The sequence below is a fragment of the Shimia sagamensis genome, assembly GCF_900182745.1.
Classification (GTDB): domain Bacteria; phylum Pseudomonadota; class Alphaproteobacteria; order Rhodobacterales; family Rhodobacteraceae; genus Shimia; species Shimia sagamensis.
In genome coordinates this window covers 274886-297568 of sequence record NZ_FXTY01000004.1, presented here as the reverse complement: position 1 = coordinate 297568, position 22683 = coordinate 274886, and the positions used below count along the sequence as shown (strand labels likewise).

Below are 22683 nucleotides of genomic sequence, written 5' to 3'. Positions count from 1 at the left end.
CCCGAACCGCTCAATCCCGCCAAAACAGGCCAAAGGTGCAAAACCGTTTGCCCCAATCACACCCTTGCCCTAAAATCACGCAAAACACCGCAAGGTGATGGGGATGCTCCGATGGGGCAACAGTGGGACTGGAAATTATGAGCAGAACTCAGGCACTTACCTTAGCCATCCTGTTGGCAGGCACATCCGCCTTCGCACAGGACAGCCAGGTTCTGACCAAACAATATGACGATGGCGGTGTCTATGAGGGTACCTTCAAGAACGGGCTGCAACACGGCACCGGCATCTACCGCCTGCCCAACGGCTACGAATACGAAGGCGCTTGGGTGGATGGTGAGATTGTTGGCGACGGCATGGCGCGCTTCCCCAATGGCTCGGTTTACGTTGGCAATTTTGCCAAAGGCAAACCACATGGCTTTGGCAAAATTACCTTCACCGATGGTGGCACCTACGAAGGGGATTGGGCTGATGGCAAGATCACAGGCACCGGCGTAGCCACCTACGCAAATGGCGTGCGCTACGAAGGCAACTTCCAGAACGCCAACCACCACGGCAAGGGTGTGATGATCAGCCCGGCTGGCTACCGTTACGAAGGTGACTGGCTCAATGGCATCAAAGAAGGCCTCGGCAAGATCACCTATGCTGACGGCACCATCTATGACGGCGAAATCAAAGCAGGTGAACGCGCCGGACAAGGCCGCCTGACCATGCCTGGTGGCTTGATCTACCAAGGCATGTGGGCTGCTGGCCAGATCGAAGGTGATGGCACCCTCACCCAACCCAATGGCGACGTCTACGTCGGCCAACTGGTGGGAGGGCAACGCCAAGGCACAGGCATGGTGACCTACGCCAATGGCGACACCTATGAGGGCGACTTCCAGGCAGATCAACGCCATGGCGAGGGCACCTTCAAAGGCAGTGATGGCTACGTCTATGTCGGCACTTGGGTCAACGGTGACATCGCAGGCAACGGCCAGGTCACCTATGCAGACGGCTCCATTTATATCGGGCAATTTTCCGACGGGCTTGCGGATGGTCAGGGCAAAATCACTTACACCGACGGCACGACTTACGAAGGTGACTGGCAAGCGGGCGTGAACGAAGGTGTGGGCAAGGCAATCTACGCCAATGGTCTGGTCTACGAAGGCGACTTCAAAAACGCCAAAAACCACGGTCGCGGCGTGATGACCTACGCGGACGGCTACCGCTACGAAGGCGAATGGCAGGACGGCCAGCGCCACGGCATGGGCGTTGCCACTTACGCCGATGGCACCACTTACACCGGTCAATTCTCTTTAGGCCAGCGCAACGGCATAGGCGAAATTGTCATGCCGGACGGCTTCAAATACGCCGGCGAATGGAAAACCGGCGAGATCGACGGGGTTGGCGTGGCGACCTACGCCAATGGCGATATTTATGAGGGCACTTTCAAAGGCGGTCAGCGTCAAGGCGAAGGCACGATGACCTACGCTTCCGGTGAAGAGCGCAAAGGCAACTGGGCCAACGGCACCCTGTCAGAGGCTGCGCCAGCGCAAAACGACGGCTGACTTGCCGCCTCAAACACTGAAAAGCCGCACCCTTTGCGCGGCTTTTGTTCCCACAGCTTCTCTGGCAATGCTGCTGTAACCCGCTGCCTGACTCCCCGACATCCATTTTCCAAACATTTCCTAGGGTGCACAGATCCGCTGCAACGGGGCAAATCTCGCGGCAAAAATCCAAAACTTTTGCTCTTTTCATTTGATCAACGGCATGTATAAATCTGCGCCATGATCACTCGAGCCCATATCGCAACAGACGCGCGCCTTCCGGCGCCCTTTGCGCGTGGTTTTGATCTACTCCTAGTCCGCCTCTGAGCGTGACCCTGTCGGTGCGCGTGCTCAGAGGAGACTGTTTCGCACCGATTGTCCCAAGCCACAGCGCTTAATCGACATTCACAGGACGCTAGGAAAGCTCTATGCAAAAAATCAACCTTGCTGAAAAACTGTCCAAGTTTTCAAGCCACTGGGACCCACATGTGGTTGCCAGCTACAATGACAATGACGTCATGGTGGTGAAGTTTCAGGGCGAATACGCCTTTCACCAGCATGCCACCACCGATGACTTCTTTCTTGTGCTAGAGGGCGAAGTCACCATGGACTATGACAATGCGCCCTCCGTCACTTTTGGCCCCGGCGAACTGGTCGTGGTACCCAAAGGTCAAATTCACCGCCCTCGGGCTGAGAAAGAAGTCAAAGTGCTTCTGATCGAGCCCACAGGCGAACCCAACTCAGGGGACAGCGACACGCCGCCTGCCCTCAAACCGCATATCTGAACTGGAATAGAACCATGTCCGACAACCAAGTCCTGATTTTTGACACCACCCTGCGCGACGGCGAGCAATCCCCCGGCGCCACCATGACCCATGACGAGAAACTGGAAATTGCCAGCATGCTCGATGACATGGGCGTGGACATTATCGAAGCCGGTTTTCCAATCGCCTCCGAAGGTGACTTTGCAGCGGTCTCTGAGATCGCCAAAAACTCCGTGAACTCCCGTATCTGTGGTCTGGCGCGTGCAAACTTCGCCGACATCGACCGTTGCTGGGAGGCGGTGAAACACGCCAAACAGAACCGCATCCACACCTTCATTGGCACCTCGCCGCTGCACCGCGCCATTCCCAACCTCACCATGGATGAGATGGCCGACAAGATCCATCAGACCGTGACCCACGCCCGTAACCTGTGTGACAACGTGCAATGGTCGCCGATGGATGCCACCCGTACCGAGTGGGACTACCTCTGCCGGGTGATCGAGATCGCCATCAAGGCGGGCGCCTCCACGATCAACATCCCCGACACAGTGGGCTACACCGCCCCGGCCGAAAGCGCCGACCTGATCAAACGCCTGATCGATACCGTGCCGGGCGCCGATGAGGTGATCTTTGCCACCCACTGCCACAACGACCTTGGCATGGCGACCGCCAACTCCCTGGCCGCCGTCGCAGGTGGTGCGCGTCAGATCGAATGCACCATCAACGGCCTGGGCGAACGCGCCGGCAACACCGCGCTCGAAGAAGTTGTGATGGCGTTGAAAACCCGCCACGACATCATGCCCTGGACCACCGGCATCGACACCACCAAGATCATGGCGATCTCCCGCCGTGTCTCCACCGTGTCCGGCTTCCTGGTGCAGCCCAACAAAGCGATCGTTGGCAAAAACGCCTTTGCCCATGAAAGCGGTATCCACCAGGACGGCATGCTGAAAAACCGCGAGAACTTCGAGATCATGCGTCCCGAAGACGTGGGCCTCTCCGGCACCTCGCTGCCCTTGGGCAAACACTCCGGCCGTGCGGCGCTGCGCGACAAGCTCGATCAGCTTGGCTTTGAGGTTGGCGACAACCAGCTCAAAGACATCTTTGTGCGCTTCAAAGAGCTGGCCGACCGCAAAAAAGAGGTGTTTGACGACGACATCATCGCCCTTGTGCGCGCGGACAGCGGCGAAGACGAAGACGACCGCTTGCAGCTGGTTTCCATGAAAGTGGTCTGCGGCACCGGCGGACCGGCAGAAAGCACCATCGAGATGGAAGTGGACGGCAAAGACGTCTCCGCCACAGCCGAAGGCGATGGCCCAGTGGATGCGTCTTTCAAAGCCATCCGCGAAATCCACCCCAACGCCGCGCGCCTGCAACTCTATCAGGTGAGCGCCGTCACTGAGGGTACCGACGCGCAGGCAACCGTCTCCGTGCGTCTGGAAGAAGACGGCGTGATCGCCACTGGCCAGTCCGCCAACACCGACACGGTTGTCGCCTCGGCCAAGGCTTACATCCACGCGCTCAACCGTCTTCTAGTGCGCCGTGACAAGGTGGGCGAAGGCGCAGATGCCAAAGAGGTGTCCTATAAGGACCTCGCTTAAGCAAACGAAAGGCCGCTCGGTAACGAGCGGCCTTTTTGATGATAGTCATCGACTTGTCGCCACGCCTGCCCCGTGGGGACGGTTCGGGCGCTGCCAAAGCACAGCCTTGGCATTCTCACGCGGAGCAACCGGTAAGTTTCTGAAAATTGTTGCTTGAGAAACAGAACACTCTGCAAATAGAATCCAGCCAAATAACTTCTATCAGTGTGATTTTTTACAGGAACATCGACTTGCCAAGTTTTGTCCATTTTCTAAAAAAGCTGGTTGGGTTCGAATCGGGCTTTCCTAAAGCTGCCTATGAGTACGGTCGCATCTTTTTGATTTTTCTTTTTTGCTTAGCGTCGATGGTTCCAATTCTGTTTCTTTTAAACTTGGCGACGCAATAGATCCTGCGTTCTGGAACCACTTCAAGCGCGGATTAGATACGTGACGTCAGGCGGAAGACTAAAACTGCCAATCCGTCGCAAAGGAAAGCGTAAGGCTTCCGGAAAGCGCTCCACACAAACATCCGACCACACCTCACCCAATCACCATATCCCCCGCCACCCCCAGGGCGAACCCGGCCACTGCTCCCAACGCAGGTGAATAGGCGCCGCTCTCATGCGCTTCCGGCGCGATGTCCTGAAACACCAGATACAGAATCCCACCAGCGGCAAAAATCGTGATCGCTCCCAGCGTTTCCGGATCATCCGCCAGAAACGCAAAACCAAACAGCGCACAGAGCGGCCCCAACCCGGCCAGCGCAACAAACACCAAAAGCACCTTGGCCGCTGGCATTTTCCCCTGCGACCAAATCTCGCGAAACGCCGCAAAACCTTCCGGCAGGTTCTGCAAAAACATCATCGCCAACAATAGCTTCGCCGTCGTTGCCTCAGTCACCAGTAACGCCCCCAGCGCCATGGCTTCCGGCAAGAAATCCAATAGCATCGCCAGCACAAGCGCCCCGCTGCCGCCCGCCTTCGCCAAGGCCGCATCCACCAGCGCAAAACACACGCCCCCGGCCACCAACAAACCAACAGCCAGCACCACCGGCAGCACCTCCGCGCCCTTCGGTACCAGCACCAAGGCCACCGCCGAGAGCAACGCCCCGCCGCCAAAAGCTGTGATGGATTTCAGAAACCGCGCCTCAACCGCGCGGTTGGAAATATGCTCAACCCGCGCCAGAACGCCCCCCAAAGGGATCGCCAGACCAGCAACTAACGATAACAAAAGCGCGTAATGAATGGGTCCCATGGCGCAATGCTACTACGCCTCCGCCACAGAGCAATCCATTTGTCACATCAGGGCGTTACGCCCGCCCCAAATCCTCCAAAATCGGACAATCCGGCCGCCCGTCACCTGCGCAATTTGCCACCAGATGGCTCAACGTCCCGCGCATGGCCTGCAAATCCGCAATCTTGCGGTCAATCTCGCTCAGGTTCTTTTGTGCCACACGCTTCACATCCGCGCTGGCCCGGCCTTGGTCCTCATAGAGCGCCATCAACGTCCGGCAGTCCTCAATCGAAAACCCAAGCCCACGCGCCCGGCCCAGAAACACCAGTTTGTGCTGATCCTTCTCGCTGAAGCTGCGATAGCCATTGTCGCCCCGCGCCGGGGTCACAAAACCGATGTCCTCATAGTAGCGAATGGTCTTCGCCGGCAGGCCGGTGTTCTTGGACACTTCCCCGATATTCATCACGCACCTTCTTTCTTGCTGGACTGAAACGCCGGCTGGATGCGCCGCAATCGCAGCGCGTTGGTGAGAACAAACACGCTTGAGAGCGCCATCGCTCCCGCACCCAACATCGGTGACAACGCAGGCCCACCAAACGGCACCAGAATGCCTGCCGCCACAGGGATCAGCGCAACGTTATAGCCAAACGCCCAAAACAGGTTCTCTTTGATATTCCGCATCACGCGGCGGCTCAGGTCAAAAGCGGTCACAACGCCGCCCACGTCGCCCGCCATCAACACCACGTCGGCTGCCTCAATCGCCACATCCGTGCCGGTGCCAATGGCAATGCCCACATCCGCCGCCGCCAGCGCAGGCGCGTCGTTGATGCCATCACCCACAAAGGCCGCCTTACCTACGGTTGCCCGCAACTCTTCCAAGGCCAGCACCTTACCATCCGGTAAGACCTCTGCGACCACATGATCTACGCCCAACTCCCGCGCCAATGCCCGCGCTGTTCGCTCCGTATCACCGGAGATCAGAGCCACGGTTTTTCCCATATTGTGCAATGCCTTGATCGCCTCTTCTGAGGTGGATTTCACCGCATCCGACACTGCAATAACAGCGGCCAACTGACCATCAACCGCCACATAGATCGGCGTCTTGCCCACCTCGGCAAAGGCCACCGCCCGCGCCTCGAGACCACCCAACGGCACTTCCAGCGCCATCATCAACCGCGCTGCCCCTACGGCCACCTGCGCGCCGTCCACAGTGCCGATCAACCCATGTCCAACCCGCACCTCCAGGTCTGCACAGGCCACCACATCAAGCCCGCGCGCCGCAGCTTCCGCAACCATCGCGCGCGCCAGCGGATGCTCGGATTGTGCCTCAACCGACGCCACCAGCGCCAGCACGGCATCATCGTCAAAGCCATCGGCCAAAACCACATCCGTCACCGATGGCTTGCCCATCGTCAGCGTGCCGGTCTTGTCAAACGCCACCACGTCGCAGTCCCGCAAGCCTTGCAGCGCGTCCCCTTTTCGGAACAACACGCCCAACTGCGCCGCCCGTCCGGTGCCGACCATGATGGAGGTTGGCGTCGCCAATCCCATAGCGCAGGGACAGGCAATGATCAGCACCGCCACCGCCGCCACCAGCGCATGACCCAAGCGCGGCTCTGGCCCCACCAGCATCCAGACCACAAAGGTCGCCGCCGCAATGGCCATCACCACCGGCACAAACACCGCCGTGATCCGGTCCACAAGGTTCTGGATCGGCAGCTTCGCACCCTGCGCCTGACGCACCATATCGATGATCTGCGCCAACATCGTGTCGCGCCCAACCTGCTCCGCCTCATAGCGCAGCACACCCGCGCCATTCACCGTGCCTGCGATCACCGCATCGCCTGCGGTTTTCTCCACCGGCACTGGCTCACCCGAGATCATCGCCTCATCCACAAACGAGCTGCCATCGAGCACGCGGCCATCCACGGCCACCCGCTCACCGGGCCGCAAATGTAAAACATCGCCCACAGCAACCTCTTCAATCGGCAGCTCGGAAACCGCGCCTTTGCGCTCCACCTGCGCCATGCGCGGCTGAAGCCCCACAAGCGCCTGTATGGCCGCTCCAGTACGCCCCTTGGCCCGCGCCTCCATCCAGCGCCCAGCAAGGATCAGCACCACAATCACCGCGGCCGCCTCAAAATACACATTTGCCGTACCAGCAGGCAGAAGCCCCGGCGCAAAGGTTGACACCACCGAGAACAGATACGCCGCCCCAGTCCCCAACGCGACCAGCGAGTTCATTTCCGGCGCGCCTTTCAGAAGCGCGGGTATACCTTTTGCGTAAAACTCCCGCCCCGGCCCGATCAGCAGGATTGAGGTCAGCACAAATTGGAACAAATAGCTGTTCTGCATCCCCACATTGGTCATCAGCCAATGATGAAACGCGGGCACCATATGCCCACCCATCTCGATGCAGAACACCGGAAACGCCAGCACCGCCGCCAGCAACACCCGCCGCTTGGCCGCCTTGGCCTCTTCCTCTTTCCGATCCGAAATGTCCTCTGGCACGCCGTCTTCCGGCACCCGCGCCGGATAGCCCGCCCTTGTGCTCAGCGCGGCAATCTGGTTGGCGGTGATCGCCCCCTCCAAAAAGCGCACGGTCGCGCTTTCGCTGGCAAAATTAATCTCCGCGGAGAGCACTCCCGCGCCCGCCGCCATCGCAATTTCAGCCCGGCGCACACAGCCCGCACAGGTCATGCCGCCTACATCCAGCGTCACCGTGGCTTCCCGCGCCGGATATCCTGCGCTTTTAAGCGCCGCTATCACACTGTCGCGCGCAGCGTCTTCTTTGAACGTAACCCGCGCGGACGTGTCCGCTAGATTCACACTTGCCTCCTGCACACCGTCAACAGCCGCCATCGCCTTTTGCGCCCGGTTCACACAGCCCGCACAGCTCAACCCATCAAGTTGGAAATTTAATACATGCGCCGTCATCGACTCGCCTCGTTCTGATCTTTTGTCGAGTACATCACATAAAGGTTCCAGTCACGGGAGGGTCAAGCAGGCATGGCCATTTTTTTTGATCTGCCCCACACGCCTCACTCCAACAGTGTGTTATTTAACCAAAAAAACCCCAACCCCTGCATATTTCCGCGCAACGCAACGCAACAATTTCCGACCCAATTCAATTTCTAGTTTGATCTTCCATTTAATTTGATACACAAATTAAGTCGAAAGACCTGAGGAGGAGCCCCCATGTTCGTTGGAATTGATCTGGGCACGTCTGGTGTACGCGCCTTGCTGATAGACGCGTCCCAACGTGTGATCGGTGCAAAAGAAGCCGCTGTGGACACGGCCCGGCCGCATTCCGGGTGGAGCGAACAACTGCAATCGGGCTGGATCACGGCCACCAAAGCGGTCTTTGCTGACCTAAAAGCCGACCACCCTGCTGAGGTCGCCGCTATCCAAGGAATCGGCGTGTCCGGTCACATGCACGGAGCCAATTTGCTCGACAAAAATGGCACGCCCCTGCGTCCCTGCATGATGTGGAATGACACCCGCTCCGCCACGCAGGCGGCCAAGCTCGACGCCACCGATCAAGTCCGAGACCTGTCCGGCAACATCGTCTTTCCCGGCTTCACAGCCCCCAAGGTGGCTTGGGTTGCCGAAAACGAACCAGATATATTTGCCAGAACCGCCAAGGTATTGCTGCCAAAGGATTTCCTAAACTTCTGGCTCACTGGCATCTTCGCCTCAGACATGTCCGATTCCGCAGGCACAAGCTGGCTCGACGTCGGCGCCCGTGACTGGTCCGACACTCTACTGGACGCTTCAGGCATGCGCCGCGACCAGATGCCCGACCTGTTTGAAGGCTCAGACGCCATCGGCACCGTGCGCGATGACATCGCCGCCGAACTGGGCCTGCCCAAAGGCGTGATCGTCGCCGCAGGCGCAGGTGACAACGCCGCCGCAGCCTGTGGTATCGGTGCGCTGAACGACGGTGACGGATTTGTATCGCTAGGCACCTCTGGCGTGCTGCTTACTGGACGCGACGCCTACGCGCCCAAACCGGCCAGCGCCGTGCACACCTTCTGTCACGCCATTCCAAACCGTTGGTATCAGATGGGCGTAATCCTGGCCGCCACCGACAGCCTCAACTGGCTCTCCCGCAACTTGCAGGAAACACCAGCCAACCTCACCAAATTGCTCGGCGACAACATTTCCGGCCCCGGTACCATGCGCTTCCTGCCCTATCTCTCAGGCGAGCGCACACCACACAACGACGCCACCATGCGTGGCGCTTTCCTGAACATCGACATTGATGCAGGCCACGCCGCCCTCACCCAGGCCGTACTCGAAGGTGTCAGCTTCGCCCTGCGCGACAATCTCGAAGCGTTGAAATCCACCGGCGCCAATCTGCAAAGCCTGATCGCCATCGGCGGAGGCTCTCAATCCCCTTATTGGGTCGAGCTTATCGCCACCCTGCTCAATCTGCCCATCTCCCTGCCCAAAGCAGGCGAGTTTGGCGCAGCCCTCGGCGCGGCCCGGCTGGCGATCTGTGCAACCACAGGTGCCGATCCCGAGGTTGTCATGACCCGGCCCGAGATCGCCACAACCGTTTCCCCCCGCAGCGACCTGCGTGACAGCTACGAGGCGGCCTATGCCGACTTCGTCAAACTTTACCCCGGCATAAAGGCCCTGACACAATGACCGACTTCTTCAAAAACATCGCCCCCGCCCAATATGAAGGGCCGGACAGCACCAACCCGATGGCCTTCCACCACTACAACCCCGAAGAGGTTGTTATGGGCAAACGCATGGAAGACCACCTGCGCTTTGCTGTCGCCTACTGGCACAGCTTTGCTTGGGAAGGCGGCGATCCGTTTGGCGGTCAGACCTTTGAGCGCCCGTGGCACCCTCAGACCCGCATGGACATGGCCAAAGTGAAAGCTGACGCTGCGTTTGAGATGTTTGACATCTTGCAGCAGCCTTACTTCTGCTGGCACGATGCCGACGTGCGCCCCGAAGGCGACAGCTTTGCCGAAAGCCTGAAGAACTTCGAAGAAGTTATTGACTACTTTGAAGAAAAGATGAGTACGCGTTCTGTAAAACTGCTCTGGGGCACCGCCAATATGTTCAGCCACCGCCGCTGGATGTCGGGCGCCTCGACCAACCCGGACCCCGAGGTGTTTGCCTATTCTGCAGCCACTGTAAAAACCTGCATGGACGCCACCAAAAAGCTCGGCGGTGAGAACTACGTGCTCTGGGGCGGCCGCGAAGGCTATGAAACCCTGCTCAACACCGATATGGGCCGCGAGCTTGATAACATGGGCCGCTTCCTCAACATGGTGGTGGACTACAAACACAAAATCGGGTTCGAAGGCACCATCCTTGTGGAGCCCAAACCGCAGGAACCGTCCAAGCACCAATACGATTTTGACGCCGCCACCTGCTACGGCTTCCTGAAGAAGTATGGCCTTGAAAACGAGGTAAAACTGAACCTCGAGCAGGGCCACGCCATCCTCGCCGGTCACAGCTTTGAACATGAGATCGCCACCGCCGCCGCGCTTGGTGTGCTCGGTTCCATCGACATGAACCGCAACGACTACCAGTCGGGCTGGGACACCGACCAATTCCCCAACTCCGTGCCGGAAGTTGCCCTCAGCTATTATCATATCCTGAAAGACGGCGGCCTGAAAACCGGCGGCACCAACTTTGACGCCAAACTGCGCCGCCAGTCGCTTGATGCCGAAGACCTCATCGCTGCGCACATCGGCGGCATGGACGTCTGTGCCCGTGGCCTGAAAGCTGCCGCCGCAATGATCGAAGACGGTGGTCTCGAAGATGCCTTGGCTGAACGCTACGCTGGTTGGGACACCGACGCATCAAAAGCCATGTTGGCGGGTGGTCTGGACGGTACGTTCGACGATGTGATGAGTGGAAGGATCAACCCAACGCCGAAATCCGGACGTCAGGAGGTCCTGGAAAACTACGTGAACCGCTTTGTGTAATATCTTGTTTCAAAACCGTTATTGAGACAGGATATACTGACCCTTCGCGCACATTCTCCTGCGCGAAGGGCGTCCTGATTTGAAAGACCAGCCATGCGCCAGCTCTTGCTCACAGCCGCTTTCCTGCCCGCGCTTGCCAGCGCGTCACCGCTGCCCAAGGCGGATGCTACCTTTCCGGCGCAGGATGTGAATGAAGTCGAACTGGGCTGGCAGTTGTTCTACGATCCCATCCTGTCTGGCAACCGCTCCGTGGCCTGCGCCACCTGCCACCACCCCGATCTGGGCACCTCTGACGGCGTCTCTCTGGGGCTGGGCGATGGCGCTACGGGCCTCGGCCTGGATCGCAAAATTGACCCAAACAACCCGCCCGAGAAACGCATCCCCCGCAATGCCCCCGCGCTGTGGAACCTCGGCGCCACCGAATTCACCGTTTTCTTCCACGATGGCCGGTTAGAAGACGACCCCACTCGCCCCTCTGGCATCCGCACACCCTTGGGCAGCGAAATGGAGATGGGGTTCAGGAACGCTCTCGCCGCACAAGCCATGTTTCCGGTCCTGTCGGGGGACGAAATGGCAGGTCACTATTCCGAAAACGACGTGAGCCAAGCCGTGCGCCTCGGTCAACTCACCGGCCCAGGCGGCGCCTGGGACATCCTCGCCAAACGGGTTGCGGCCATCCCCGCCTACCGCGCCGCCTTTGATCAAGTCATCGGCGCAGATGAACCCATCAAATTCCACCACATCGCCAACGCGCTGGCCGCCTTCATCACCTTTGAATGGCAGGCTGATGCCTCCGCGTTCGACGCATACTTGCGCAATGGCACACCACTCGAACAAAGCGCCACCGCTGGCATGGACCTCTTCTATAGCAAAGCCCAATGCGGCACTTGCCACGCAGGACAATTCCAAACCGACCACAGCTTTCACGCCATTGCGCTTCCGCAGATCGGCCCGGGCAAAGCTGCACCGTTTGAAAACCACAATCGAGACGTCGGCCGTGGCCGTGTGACAGGCACAGCAGAGGATTTCTATCGCTTCCGCACACCAAGCTTGCGCAACATCACTCAGACCGCGCCATACGGGCACAACGGCGCCTATACGTCACTCGAGACCATGGTGCGCCATCACCTCAATCCGATTGCTTCCCTCAACGCTTACGTCGAGACAAACACAACCTACTCAGACGGAAAATTTGACACTGATTTCAAACTGATGAGAGATGAAGTTGAAGTGATTGAAATCGCCGCCGCCAATGAGATATCTCCAATTGGTCTCAGCGATCTGGAAGTGACACAGATCCTCGCCTTCCTCGAAAGTCTTACGGATTACGACGCCATCAAAGGCCGCCTCGGCGTGCCGGAAAGTGTGCCCTCTGGCCTGCCTGTGGATCAGCCGTCAAACTGATCCCTGCCACATCTCAATACTCTGACAATACGGTCACCGGACCTTCAGACCACACCCGCCAACTGCCGTTCACCGGCACCTCGATCCAGTCACCTTGCGTGCCATCCGGCCACTTGATCCGCACCTCAACCAACTCGGCCTCGCCAAGACCAAAATACTGCGGCGCTGACACACCTCCGGCATGACCACCGCCAACCGTGATCTCCCGCAGATACACCCGCTTGCCAACTTTCACCTCAATGAACGCGCCCACGGCCTGACTGTTGGCATCCTTGCCCATGAGGGTCAGCGCAACCCAGGTGCCTGTTCCCTCGCTGACGTTTTGATAAACTTCCATAGGCGCGCGCCGGTTTACCACCGCTAAATCAAGTAACCCGTCGTGGTTCAAATCCACCAAAGCCGCCCCACGGCTGCGCGCCAATGTGGCAATCCCAGCCACATCGCCTTTTTCCGCAAAAGTGCCGTCCCCCTGCTGCATCAACAAGTTGTTGGGATCCTCCATCGCCGCACCAGGCATCTGCTGCACGTTGCCCTTGGAAATGAACACATCGTCCAGCCCATCGTTGTCCACGTCACCAAAGCTGATGTGCCAGCCGGTCGACGGCCGCCCGTCCCCACCGGTGTAAGGCCGATGGGCCGAAGTGCCCATTTCGTAGGGCACATCTTCAAACGTCGGGGACTCTGCACTCACACGCTTCATCAACCGCTGATCACCCATCGACGACAAAAACACCTCGGCCTTGCCGTCAAAATCCAGATCGCGCTGTGCAATGCCCATGCCCCACAACATATGCGTGGCCCAACCGTCCGCCTCTCCATAAAGACGTGGCGTGTCTTCCATCGCCCAAAGCTGCTCCGCGCCACCTTTCACATAGTAGTGTCGATCATTGCTCATGCGCAGATCAGCCCGCCCCAAACGGCCCCAATCCGAAAACAGGATCGACAGCGGACAAAACCCCGGCGTCAATGCCGTATGTGCATAACCCTCCGCCACAGGCCGGAACAGATCATTACCGTCACAGGCTTCAAATGGCCCTTTGGGATCATCGCGATCCACATAATTTCCAAAGGCCAAAGTCGGCGGCGCATCCTGCCGCTCCCACGTGGCCGAGAACGCCGTGGTCCAGGCTGTGCTACCATCAAAACCCGGCACATCCATTGGTTCAAAATTACACTCGGCGCCGCCTTTCAAAAGCAGGTTCTCCCCCACTCGCAAGCCCACGAGGTCCAGCAAACCGTCACCGTCTATATCAAGCGGGTAAAATCCCGTGGTGCCAGGCACCATTAATGCATCCGGCGTGGCTTCCTCAAACGTGATCGTTCCACCATGGCTGCTCTTATTGCGCAGCAACACCGGCGGATTTTCCCCACCCGCCGCCACAAGTTCTGGTAAGCCGTCACCGCTGCAATCGAACGCAGCCACTCCGCCACCGACATAAAACTCCCACCCCCCGTCATAGACGTGTTCAACCACGTCTACCGGCGCAAAGCGCACCTCCGCCTGCGCGGCGCTAGCCGCCACAATCATCAGCGCACTGGCGCCCCTAAGCTGCATTGTCCGCCATCCCCAAAAGTGCATTTTCCGACACATTTTCAAGCGCATAGGCTGCCGCACCCCGTGCCCACATCAAGTTGCCCCACTTGTGCACCACCACCTCCGGTGGGGCTTTATCGACCTGCACGATCAGCTTGCGCATCCCTGCAATCACATCTTCCGCATAAAGGTGGCTGGCCTGCATCTGCTCGCCCGCCAGAATGATCAGCTCCGGGTCAAAAATGTTCACGATATTGGCCAGCCCCATGGCAAACATACGACCAGCCCGGCTCACAATAGACGCGGCCATCTCATCCCCCTCTTTTGCCGCCCGCAGGATGTCCTCGACCTGCCGCTCCGCAGCCTCACCACTGGCCAACATCGCCTCACGGGTCAACGCATAGTCCGCAGCATACGCCTCCAGACATCCTCGTTGTCCGCAACGACACAACGCGCCTTCAAGCTGCACTTTGGTGTGCCCAAATTCTGCGCCACAACCACGCGTACCGCGGTAAATCTCATCGTTGATCACAATACCCATGCCAACGCCGCTCTCAATTGTCACCACAATAAAATCATTGTGCCCTTGCCCGAGGCCAAAGCTCTTCTCCGCCATAGCGACAAGATTTGCGTCATTATCCAAGAACACAGGAATACCCAGCACTCGTTCTAGAACGTCACCAAACTGCACGTTGCGACTTGTCAGAGACGGCGACCAATGCACAAACCCGCGGGGGGCGTCGACCACCCCGGCGATCCCTAGGCCAAACCCCGCCACATCCTGGCGCGACATTCCAATTTTCTGGGCCAGCGTTTCCACCAAACCCGCCAAAACTTGCGCCATCTCAGCAGCAGGCAAAACTGCAGTCTCTAGGTCCGCCTCATGGTCCGCCAATTGTGTGCCTTCAAAATCCAACAGCACCAGAGACACCGTCTTGTTGGAAATTTTCGCCCCCGCAATCAAGCGCGCCGCACCCCGAATCTTCAGGTCCACCTTAGGTCGTCCTCGCTTCGAATCCTTCTCCCCTGAGTCGCTGCTGACCTCTTCAATCAACCCTTCACGTAAAAGCTCTGCTGTGATTGTCGTCACGGTTGCGCGGCTGATTCCCGTCAGCTCGCTCAGATCAATACGTGGCACCCGTTGCTGCCTGCGAATTTCAGTCAACAGCTTTCGCCGCCCGATTTCTCTTTGATTCACAGACATATACTCATTTCCTTCTTTACCGAACGCGGCCTAAAATCAAAACACAAACGGCCCTGAACCGGCGTCAAACCATGCCGATGTTTGCTCGCTCATTGCAAGGTTAGTTGATTTAATTTGATTTACAAATTTATTACGCTACGATTGAGAACACCGGTCACAGCCGACTCACTTCGGCCAAAGACTGGGACGAACATTTGGGAGGACACCATGAAACTTTTTGCATCTGCGACGGCTGTTATCGCCGGCGCCATTATGAGCACCGCTGCATGGGCTGATGATCTGGTCATCGGCGTGAGCTGGTCCAACTTTCAGGAAGAGCGCTGGAAAACCGACGAAGCGGCGATCAAAGGCGCGCTGGACGCTGCTGGCGCCAAGTATATCTCGGCTGACGCGCAGAGTTCCTCTGCCAAGCAGCTTTCCGACATCGAAAGCCTGATCGCACAGGGCGCTGACGCGCTGATCATCTTGGCACAAGACGCCTCTTCCGTGGGACCAGCCGTTCAGGCTGCTGCTGACGAAGAGATCCCGGTGATTGCCTATGACCGCCTGATCGAAGACAGCCGCGCGTTCTATCTGACCTTTGACAACGTCGAAGTCGGTCGTATGCAGGCCCGCGCCGTTCTGGAAGCCATGCCAAAAGGCAACTACGTGATGATCAAGGGGTCGCCCACCGATCCAAACGCAGACTTCCTGCGCGGTGGCCAACAAGAAATCATTCAGGCCGCCATCGACAGCGGTGACATCAAGATCGTGGGCGAAGCCTACACTGATGGCTGGGTGCCCGCCAACGCCCAGCGCAACATGGAACAGATCCTGACGGCTGCGGACAACAAAGTTGACGCGGTGATCGCGTCTAACGACGGCACCGCCGGGGGTGTTGTGGCTGCGTTGACAGCACAAGGCATGGAAGGCATTCCAGTCTCCGGTCAGGATGGCGACCACGCCGCGCTGAACCGTGTGGCAATGGGCACACAAACCGTCTCCGTTTGGAAAGACGCGCGGGCCTTGGGCAACGCAGCTGGTGAAATCGCTGTGGCTCTGGCGTCCGGCAACGCAGTGGACGGCTCGGCTGAGTGGACCTCCCCTGCGGGCACCACGCTGAACTCCATGTTCTTGGCCCCTGTGCCTGTGACAGCAGACAACCTGAACACAGTTCTGGATGCTGGCTGGATCGAAAAAGACGTGCTCTGCGCTGGGTCTTCCAACGCGGCGTGTAACTAAGCAAACTCTGCCCCTCCGCGCGCCTCGCGCACGGGGGGGCACTCAATTTCCCCACTCCCCTAAGATTTGACCACCTTTGACTGGCGCGGCTTCCACTGCGCAGACTGGGAAAGGTGTCTCAATCCGCGCGAACCAAAAAGGGACCGCACAATGCAAAATCAAGCCAAATCTCTGATCAACAAGTTGGGGCTCGACCCGCGCCTGCTTGGCATGATCGGTGCGCTTGTGGTGATCTGGATTGTCTTTGGCGTCTTTACAGATGGCCGCTTCCTTTCACCCCGGAATTTCTTCAACGTCTCGGTCCAGTCCGCCTCTGTTGCCGTTATGGCCACTGGCATGGTCTTTGTGATCGTGACGCGCAACATTGACCTCTCTGTTGGTTCGCTTCTGGGCTTCATCGGCATGAGTGTGGCCGCACTTCAAGTCCAGGTGCTTCCCGACGTCTTGGGCCTCGGTCACTGGTCGATTTGGATCATCTCCGTCTTTGCCGCGATCCTCATGGGTGCTGCACTTGGTGCTTTCCAGGGCTGGGTCATCGGCTACCTCACCGTACCTGCGTTCATCGTCACCCTCGGGGGGTTCCTTGTCTATCGCGGCGCCATGTGGTGGGTCACCAAAGGCCAGACGCAAGCCCCGCTTGATCCAACTTTCCGCCTTCTTGGTGGTGGTGCCGAAGGTACGTTGGGCGAAACACTCAGCTGGGCATTTGGCATCATTGCTGCCCTGGTCGCAGTGGGCTTCATGCTGCTCAGCCGCCGCAACAAGGCCTCCCACGGTTTCTCCGTGAAACCAGCCTGGGCCGAGGGCATCCTCATGGCCATCGCTGCAGGCGGCATCCTGCTGTTTGTGACGATCATGAACAGCTACCCCATTCCCAAAGGCGCGATGAAACGCATCACCAAGGCCCAAGGCATCGAATACACCGACGGCATGGTCTGGAACCACGGCGTGGCCATTCCGGTGGTGATCCTGTTGGCGGTGGCCATCGCCATGACCATCGTTGCCCGCCGCACCCGTTTTGGCCGTTACGTCTACGCCACTGGCGGCAACCCTGAAGCGGCGGAACTCTCTGGCATCAACACCCGCTTTCTGACCGTGAAAATCTTCGCCCTGATGGGCGCACTCACCGGTATTGCCTCAATCATCGCCTCTGCCCGTCTCAACGCGGTCGACGTGGGCCTTGGCACACTGGACGAGCTGCGTGTGATCGCCGCCGCTGTGATTGGCGGCACCGCGCTTTCAGGTGGCGCAGGCACCATCTACGGCGCCGTGATTGGCGCGCTGATTATGCAGTCTTTGCAATCAGGCATGGCCTCTGTTGGCGTGGACGCCCCGCTGCAAAATATCGTTGTTGGTGTGGTTCTGGTCTTTGCGGTCTGGGTCGACATCGTCTACCGCCGCCGCACCGGCGCATAAGGAGAAACATTATGGACAAGCAAACCCCTCTCGTGGAAATGCGCGACATCCACATCTCCTTTGGTGGGATCAAAGCGGTGGACCATGTCTCCGTCGATCTCATGCCGGGTGAAGTGGTCGGCCTTCTGGGCCACAATGGCGCAGGCAAATCCACCCTGATCAAGATCCTCTCCGGCGCCTATCAGGGTGACGGCGGCGAAATCTACATCAACGGTGAAAAGGCGGAGATCAACAATCCGCGCGACGCCCGCAAATACAACATCGAGACCATCTACCAGACACTTGCGCTGGCCGATAACCTCGATGCGGCGTCCAATCTCTTCTTAGGTCGCGAACTCACCACCCCTCTGGGCACAGTGAATGACGACGCCATGGAAGCTGAGACGCGCAAGATTATGGGCAAGCTCAACCCGAACTTCCAAAAGTTCGCAGAGCCGGTCTCTGCCCTGTCGGGTGGTCAGCGCCAGTCCGTGGCCATCGCCCGCGCCGTGTATTTCGACGCCAAGATCCTGATCATGGACGAACCTACAGCCGCGCTTGGCCCACATGAGACCCAAATGGTTTCCGAGCTCATTCAACAGCTCAAAGCCCAGGGCATCGGCATCTTTCTGATCAGCCATGACATCCATGACGTTATGGAACTCTGCGATCGCGCCTCGGTGATGAAGAACGGTCAACTGGTTGGCACAGTGGATGTAAACGACGTCACCGACGACGATTTGCTGAGCATGATCATTCTTGGAAAAAAGCCCGAAGGCGTGCCTGTTCAAACCTGAATTAATTCGATAGACGAACCAACGAATTGACTCTGAAGAAGAAAGTTGCGGTTTATGACGTTCCTAGTTGGTGACATTGGTGGCACAAACACACGTTTAGCTCTGGCGGATGCCACAGGTGTGCGCATTGAAAGTGTAATGCGCGCCTCCAATGATGACTACGACAGCTTTGACGCCGTCCTCGCAGCTTATCTTGAAAAAACCACCCCCGGCGACCTCGCCGGGGTGTGCATCGCCATCGCCGGTCCGGTGCATTCCGGCGAAGGGGAGTTGACCAACCGCGACTGGTTTCTCAGCGTGGAGAACCTGCGCAAACAAACTGGCGCGCCCCATGCGGAGCTGATCAACGACCTCTCTGCTTTGGGCTACGCGCTGGCCCGCATCTCGACAGATCCCGTTTGCGGCACCAAACATGAGCCGACAAATGGCCAAGCGTTGGTTGCGGGCATGGGCACCGGCTTCAATGTCAGCCCCACCCGCCGCAACGCCAGGGGTGGTCTGACCGCCATGGAAGCCGAACTTGGTCACGCCGAGTTGCCCTATTCCGTGGGCAAACTGCTGCGCGATGAGCTTGGCGACGGCGCAAACGTCTTTGTCACCTATGAGGACTGCTTTTGCGGCCGCGGCCTTGAACGCCTACATCAGGTTGTCAGCGGGCAACGCATGGGCGGCAAAGAGATTGTCGATGGCTTTGCCAATGGGTGTTCTGACGCCACCCGCACCGTGCGCCTGTTTGCGCGCGCCTTAGGCCGCCTGACCCAGGCCATGATCCTGCAATACATGCCACGTGACGGCGTGGCCTTCGCAGGTTCCGCTTCCCGAGGCATCCTGACCTCAACCGCGCTGTCCGATTTTGTCGAAGAGCTCACCCGCGACGCCCATGACATTGTTGATCCGGAAAACTTCCCGATCAGCTTGATCACCGATGACACCGCTGCGCTCGCAGGCTGTGTGCAATACCTGGAACAGACCTCCTAAGCCGCCGCCGGGTTCATCTCATACTTCTGGAGCTGCCGCCAAAACGCCTCCAAGACCGGCGACGCTCCGCCTTCCTTGCGCACCGCGCAAATGTTCCAGGTGGGCGGGGCCTGCAACTCCACACGCTTGAACCACCCTAGCGCCAGCGCCTCTTCAAAGGTTTCCTCAACCGCGCCAACCACAAAACGCCCATCGCGCGCCAACCCGGTCAGGAAATGGTAGTCGTCGCTCTCGATCTGCGGCAACCGGCTCACCTTGTCCGCGGCCGCCTGATCCCCGCCTAAGAGTGTTGTAAACGTTGTGCGCCAGTGTTTGTGCAAATGCCCCGAGGCCAAGGGAAACTGCAAGACATCAGCCAAGGTGCACGGCCCTAACGCATGCACCGCATGATCCGGATGCGCGACAAACACCACATTGCGCTTTTCCATCACAATGATCTCCACATTCTCCGCCTCCGGCGTATGTGTCAGATCGCCGACGAAAATATCCAACTCATCGGTCAGAAGTTTCTCAAGCGGCGCGGTCCGGGCACTAACTTCAAGAAACAAGCGCATGTTCGGCCACGCCTTTAGCACAGCCTCCGCCACTGGCATCACCAACGCCCTTGGCGCCAACGGCCCACAGCCCACCCGTAACTGTTGTCCGCCACCGTCCTGCAACAGCCCGACCTGGCGGGAAAACCGGCGCAGGTCTTGGTCAAGCTGCTGTGCCAGAGGAAAAAACGCCTGACCAGCACGAGTCAACCTACAGTTGCTGCGACTGCGATGAAACAGGACCACACCGGCCTGTTCTTCCGCCTGCGCAATATAGCGTGTCAAAGAGGCGTTAGAGACCCCCATCCGCCACGCAGCCTCTTGAAAACTCGAAGTTTCCGCCAGATGGAAAAACGCGTTCAGAGAAGTCTCAGTCAACATATTGGGTCTCGTTTTCAGGTTCCTCACCCTAAATTCCAGATATTGAAATCAATGTAAACCTCCGTTGCCATCGTCCACCACACAACCTTACTTTGCAGCAAGCAACTGGGCCCAACTGAAAACGCGCAAGTATTTAGGATGTGATTTTGTGTCGAAACTCCCTGCAATGATGGTGTCGATGACGACAACCATCACGGCTCTGGGCATCGCCGCACAAGGCGCTCTTGCTGAACCCGATCAACCCAAAACTCTGGTGATCATGGCAAGTGACGTCGGCTGGGCCAGCCTCGGCCGTTACCATCAAGTCGTGAAAAGCAACGCGACCCATACAAAAAAGCAGCTGAGGACTCTGGCATGTCCACCCGCTGGATAGGCACCAAGATGTGGACCTTTGGTCCTGTCACACGGACGGCAAAAACGCACCTGACCACATCTGCTGACTTCCCGCCACGCGGCGACGAAGGGCATGTAAAAGAACAGGTCGCAAGCGAAGGTGGCATGTCCCAGTAGAGGCACGTTTGGGACCCCCTCTCCCGCCTCTTACTTTGCCATCCCAAAGGCGCAGCCCCTCGGCTGCGCCTTTTTTGACTTTCCATCCGCAAACAAAAGCAACTTGCCAACATCCGACGTGCCCTCTAATTCATCAAATGTTATGTTATAACATGATTCCTGAATGAAAATTGGAAACCCTATGCAACACACCGTTCTCAAACACCTCACTGCGCTCTCCATTGGTGCGCTGGTCGCATTTTCATCCCAGGCAGCGGCCCAATCCGCCACAACCGACACCAACTCCAAAGAGCACAAACACGCGCACAAGCATGATCATCAAAAGGCTGAACCAAAACTGATCGACGAATCCAAAGTTCTCCCACGCGCGCTGTCTGATTGGGAAAACGACTGGCAATCTGTCTACCCGTTTTTGAAAGACGGCACGCTGGATCCCGTGCTTGAGCACAAAGCCGAAAGCGGTAAGAAAACCGCCGAGGAATACCGCACCTACTATGAAACCGGCTTCAAAACCGATGTGGATCGCATCCAAATCGACGGCGCAAACGTTGCCTTTTTCAAAGACGGCAAACCGGTTCAGGGTGAATACGAATCTGACGGCTATGAAATCCTGACCTACAAATCCGGCAATCAGGGCATCCGCTTCATCTACGAAAAATCTGGCGGAGACACCGCCGCCCCACAGTTCATCCAGTTCAGCGACCATGAAATGGTGCCCACCAAGGTCGACCATTTCCACCTATACTGGGGTGACGACCGCGCCGCCCTGCTCAAAGAAGTCACCAACTGGCCAACCTATTTCCCTGCCGCCTGGAGCGGTGCGGACATCGTTGAAAGCATGACCAGCCATTAGGGCCATCTTTTCCTGAGGCCAAACACTGGTGACACGCGGGACTTTGACTCTCTCGCGTGTCACCGGCACAGTCTTTTGTTGCCATTTTGTTCTCGATGCTTAATGGTGAGAAACACCGCGCTGTTTTCTCTCCGCCGGTCCCCACGCAAGGACACCATCATGACCAAAATCGATTTTAAGAAGACCCTCAAATCGCTCTATGCCCCCTCCGCCAAGGACTTTGCTCTTGTCGACGTCCCGGAAATGAATTTTGTCATGATCGACGGCCACGGCGCGCCGGGCAATGAGGCCTACCAATACGCCTTGTCCTGGCTCTATCCGGTCAGCTACGGCCTCAAGTTTTTCTCCAAGCTAACCCTGGAAAAGGACTACGTGGTGCCCCCGCTCGAAGGTCTCTGGTGGGCTGACGACATGACGGCTTATACATCTGATCGGCGCGACGAATGGCATTGGACCATGATGATCATGCTGCCCGACTGGCTGGATCAGACCGCCTTTGCCGCCAGCGTCGACAAGGCTGCGCAAAAACTCGGCGACCCACCCGCCACACTGCGCCGCGAAACCTTCGCCGAAGGCCTCTGCGCGCAAATCTTGCACATAGGTCCCTATAGCGAGGAAGGCCCCACCATCGCCAAATTGCACAAGGAGTTCCTTCCGCAAAACGGCCTGACGGAAAACGGTCACCACCATGAGATTTACTTGGGGGACCCGAGGAAAACCGCCCCCGAAAAACTGCGTACTGTCCTACGTCATCCAGTGCGTAGGCAATAACCCTCCAACGTCAGATTGCCGCAAACTGCGCAAAGTCCCGTGCAA

Annotated in this window: 19 protein-coding genes; 13 read left to right on the top strand and 6 right to left on the bottom strand. The window is 58.2% G+C overall.

Annotated features, from left to right (window positions below):
• Window positions 1-137: 137 nt before the first annotated feature.
• From QOL67_RS12250 to QOL67_RS12240, 3 genes are all read left to right on the top strand, one after another.
• Window positions 138-1547: an MORN repeat-containing protein gene (locus tag QOL67_RS12250; RefSeq protein ID WP_283426253.1), complete on the top strand. Its 1410-nt coding sequence runs from the start codon at window positions 138-140 to the stop codon at window positions 1545-1547.
• A gap of 407 nt (window positions 1548-1954) precedes the next feature.
• The gene (locus tag QOL67_RS12245) at window positions 1955-2311 is read left to right on the top strand and encodes a cupin domain-containing protein (RefSeq protein WP_283426252.1); all 357 of its coding nucleotides are present in this window, start codon (window positions 1955-1957) and stop codon (window positions 2309-2311) included.
• A gap of 14 nt (window positions 2312-2325) precedes the next feature.
• On the top strand, window positions 2326-3891 hold the full coding sequence (locus QOL67_RS12240; protein WP_283426251.1) for a 2-isopropylmalate synthase: 1566 nt from the start codon (window positions 2326-2328) through the stop codon (window positions 3889-3891).
• A 519-nt stretch (window positions 3892-4410) separates the two neighbouring features.
• Here QOL67_RS12240 and QOL67_RS12235 read toward each other — a convergent pair.
• From QOL67_RS12235 to QOL67_RS12225, 3 genes are read right to left on the bottom strand one after another with little or no spacing between them, the layout of a single operon-like run.
• A complete protein-coding gene (locus QOL67_RS12235; protein ID WP_283426250.1) occupies window positions 4411-5124 on the bottom strand; it encodes a ZIP family metal transporter in 714 nt (237 codons plus the stop codon).
• Between the two features lie 55 nt (window positions 5125-5179).
• Window positions 5180-5566 carry a Cu(I)-responsive transcriptional regulator gene (cueR, locus tag QOL67_RS12230; RefSeq protein ID WP_283426249.1) on the bottom strand — a complete coding sequence of 129 codons (387 nt, stop codon included), beginning with the start codon at window positions 5564-5566 and terminating at the stop codon, window positions 5180-5182.
• Window positions 5566-8040, bottom strand: a complete 2475-nt coding sequence (locus QOL67_RS12225; RefSeq protein WP_283426248.1) for a heavy metal translocating P-type ATPase — start codon at window positions 8038-8040, stop codon at window positions 5566-5568. The genes cueR and QOL67_RS12225 overlap by 1 nt, the downstream gene beginning before the upstream one ends.
• A gap of 261 nt (window positions 8041-8301) precedes the next feature.
• Between QOL67_RS12225 and xylB the strand changes: the two genes are divergently transcribed.
• The 3 genes from xylB (at window position 8302) to QOL67_RS12210 (ending at window position 12461) form a co-directional block, all read left to right on the top strand.
• Window positions 8302-9756, top strand: coding sequence for a xylulokinase (gene xylB / locus QOL67_RS12220; protein ID WP_283426247.1), 1455 nt, complete (start codon window positions 8302-8304; stop codon window positions 9754-9756).
• Window positions 9753-11057 carry a xylose isomerase gene (gene xylA / locus QOL67_RS12215; protein WP_283426246.1) on the top strand — a complete coding sequence of 435 codons (1305 nt, stop codon included), beginning with the start codon at window positions 9753-9755 and terminating at the stop codon, window positions 11055-11057. The genes xylB and xylA overlap by 4 nt, the downstream gene beginning before the upstream one ends.
• A gap of 93 nt (window positions 11058-11150) precedes the next feature.
• Complete coding sequence (locus tag QOL67_RS12210; RefSeq protein ID WP_283426245.1) at window positions 11151-12461, top strand: cytochrome-c peroxidase; 1311 nt, start codon at window positions 11151-11153, stop codon at window positions 12459-12461.
• 13 nt (window positions 12462-12474) lie between these two features.
• Here QOL67_RS12210 and QOL67_RS12205 read toward each other — a convergent pair whose 3' ends face one another.
• Both QOL67_RS12205 and QOL67_RS12200 read right to left on the bottom strand, forming a co-directional pair.
• On the bottom strand, window positions 12475-14016 hold the full coding sequence (locus QOL67_RS12205) for a CRTAC1 family protein (protein ID WP_283426244.1): 1542 nt from the start codon (window positions 14014-14016) through the stop codon (window positions 12475-12477).
• The gene (locus QOL67_RS12200) at window positions 14006-15199 is read right to left on the bottom strand and encodes an ROK family transcriptional regulator (protein ID WP_283426243.1); all 1194 of its coding nucleotides are present in this window, start codon (window positions 15197-15199) and stop codon (window positions 14006-14008) included. Before QOL67_RS12200 ends, QOL67_RS12205 begins: the two co-directional genes overlap by 11 nt.
• A 207-nt stretch (window positions 15200-15406) precedes the next feature.
• On the opposite strand from QOL67_RS12200, the gene xylF reads away from it, so the two are divergent.
• From xylF to QOL67_RS12180, 4 genes are all read left to right on the top strand, one after another.
• The gene (gene xylF, locus QOL67_RS12195) at window positions 15407-16420 is read left to right on the top strand and encodes a D-xylose ABC transporter substrate-binding protein (protein ID WP_283426242.1); all 1014 of its coding nucleotides are present in this window, start codon (window positions 15407-15409) and stop codon (window positions 16418-16420) included.
• 150 nt (window positions 16421-16570) lie between these two features.
• Entirely contained in the window at window positions 16571-17836 is a 1266-nt protein-coding gene (locus tag QOL67_RS12190; protein ID WP_283426241.1) for a sugar ABC transporter permease, read from the top strand.
• A gap of 11 nt (window positions 17837-17847) precedes the next feature.
• A complete protein-coding gene (locus QOL67_RS12185; RefSeq protein ID WP_283426240.1) occupies window positions 17848-18612 on the top strand; it encodes an ATP-binding cassette domain-containing protein in 765 nt (254 codons plus the stop codon).
• A 54-nt stretch (window positions 18613-18666) separates the two neighbouring features.
• Window positions 18667-19590, top strand: coding sequence for a glucokinase (locus QOL67_RS12180; protein ID WP_283426239.1), 924 nt, complete (start codon window positions 18667-18669; stop codon window positions 19588-19590).
• Here QOL67_RS12180 and QOL67_RS12175 read toward each other — a convergent pair.
• Window positions 19587-20504, bottom strand: a complete 918-nt coding sequence (locus QOL67_RS12175) for a LysR family transcriptional regulator (protein ID WP_283426238.1) — start codon at window positions 20502-20504, stop codon at window positions 19587-19589. The two genes, QOL67_RS12180 and QOL67_RS12175, sit on opposite strands and share 4 nt — an antisense overlap.
• Window positions 20505-20858: 354 nt before the next feature.
• On the opposite strand from QOL67_RS12175, the gene QOL67_RS12170 reads away from it, so the two are divergent.
• From QOL67_RS12170 to QOL67_RS12160, 3 genes are all read left to right on the top strand, one after another.
• On the top strand, window positions 20859-21014 hold the full coding sequence (locus QOL67_RS12170) for a hypothetical protein (RefSeq protein WP_283426237.1): 156 nt from the start codon (window positions 20859-20861) through the stop codon (window positions 21012-21014).
• Between the two features lie 181 nt (window positions 21015-21195).
• Window positions 21196-21867: a ZinT family metal-binding protein gene (locus QOL67_RS12165; RefSeq protein ID WP_283426236.1), complete on the top strand. Its 672-nt coding sequence runs from the start codon at window positions 21196-21198 to the stop codon at window positions 21865-21867.
• Between the two features lie 159 nt (window positions 21868-22026).
• The gene (locus tag QOL67_RS12160) at window positions 22027-22638 is read left to right on the top strand and encodes a GyrI-like domain-containing protein (protein WP_283426235.1); all 612 of its coding nucleotides are present in this window, start codon (window positions 22027-22029) and stop codon (window positions 22636-22638) included.
• Window positions 22639-22683 lie beyond the last annotated feature (45 nt).